The 1,273-nt window shown below is 61.1% G+C and carries 1 protein-coding gene and 1 pseudogene; both read right to left on the bottom strand.

The window, feature by feature from the left end; translation table 11 throughout:
* Nucleotides 1-28: 28 nt before the first annotated feature.
* Nucleotides 29-913 (bottom strand): annotated as a pseudogene (locus tag QSJ18_RS20080) (IS3 family transposase); the annotation flags it as partial.
* Between the two features lie 5 nt (nt 914-918).
* On the bottom strand, nt 919-1,224 hold the full coding sequence (locus QSJ18_RS20075) for a transposase (protein ID WP_286328422.1): 306 nt from the start codon (nt 1,222-1,224) through the stop codon (nt 919-921).
* Nucleotides 1,225-1,273: the final 49 nt, after the last annotated feature.

Below are 1,273 nucleotides of genomic sequence, written 5' to 3'. Positions count from 1 at the left end.
GAGGTTCCCCCCGAATAGTGGAGGGTAGTTACGCGGCCTGCTGGTCCGCGGTCAGTGACATTTCGTAGTTGATCGGACTGAGCATCCCAATCGTCGAGTGCCGCCTCGTAGTGTTGTAGAAGTGCATCCAGTTGTCAACTGCAGCAATCAATTCCGACTTGTGCACGTAGCTGTGACGGTAGTAGTGCTCGTGCTTGAACGTCGACCACAACGATTCTGCGCCGGCGTTGTCCCAGCACACCCCGGTACGGCCCATGGAACGACGCAGGCCGTGCGGAGCGCAAGCGATCGCCATCGCGTGCGCAGTGTACTGAGATCCCCTGTCCGAGTGCAGAATTGTTCCGTCCACTTGGCCATGCCGGGTTCGAACAGCCATCTCGACCGCTGCTGTCACCAACTCGGTGCGCATATGGTCGGCAACAGCCCATCCCAGGACACGTTTGGAGTGCTCGTCCTTGATCGCACACATGTACATGTCGCCTTCTCCGCAGGTCAAGTAGGTAATATCCGACGTCCAGACCGCATCAAGATGCCCCTGGTCAAATGCCCGCTCGACCAGGTCGGGCGGGAACGTTGCGAACGGGTCCACGACAGTTGTAGGCGGCGAGAACGTCCGCGGACTGATCCCGGCGATACCGTGCTCGGCCATGATTTTGGCAACGGTCTTCTCCGTTACCAGCAGGCCGCCGTCGCGAAGTTCAGCGGTGATTCGAGGTGCGCCGTACACCCCGCGCGACTGTTTGTGGACCGAAGCGATCTGCACAGCCAACTCCTCGCGACGCTGCTTCCGTGGGCTCAGATCTGTTTGTGCCCTCGCCTTTTGGTGCTTGTAATACCCCGACGCGGACACGCCCAGTAGGGCCGCCATGCGGCTGATCGCTGTGCTGGCGCACTCCGCGGCCATCAACGCGTACTTCTCTACCGTTGGTGGTTCGCCGCGAAGTACGCCGACGCTTTTTTCAAGAAAGCGATGTCCTTCTCCTGCTCGGCGACCTGCCGGCGTAGCCGGGTCAGCTCATCACGCTCAGCTGCAGTCAGCGGTTCCTGACCACTGCTCCCGGCCGCTTCCAGGCGCCGACGTTCATCGGCAACCCAGCGCCCGAGCAGGCCCTCGTTGAGGCCGAGTTCCCTGGCGACCTCAGCGATGGACCGACCAGAATCGATCACTCGATGCGCTGCATCGACCTTGTACTCGGTCGTGAACGACCGACGCTTCCGCGACATGTGAACATCCTCCCAGCGGAACCAGTGATCCCGCTATCTCGGTGTCCAC

It is taken from the genome of Gordonia heveisoli (assembly GCF_030315745.1).
GTDB lineage: Bacteria > Actinomycetota > Actinomycetes > Mycobacteriales > Mycobacteriaceae > Gordonia.
Note: the sequence above shows the minus strand (reverse complement) of the source record. Positions and strands in the feature narration are given on the sequence as shown.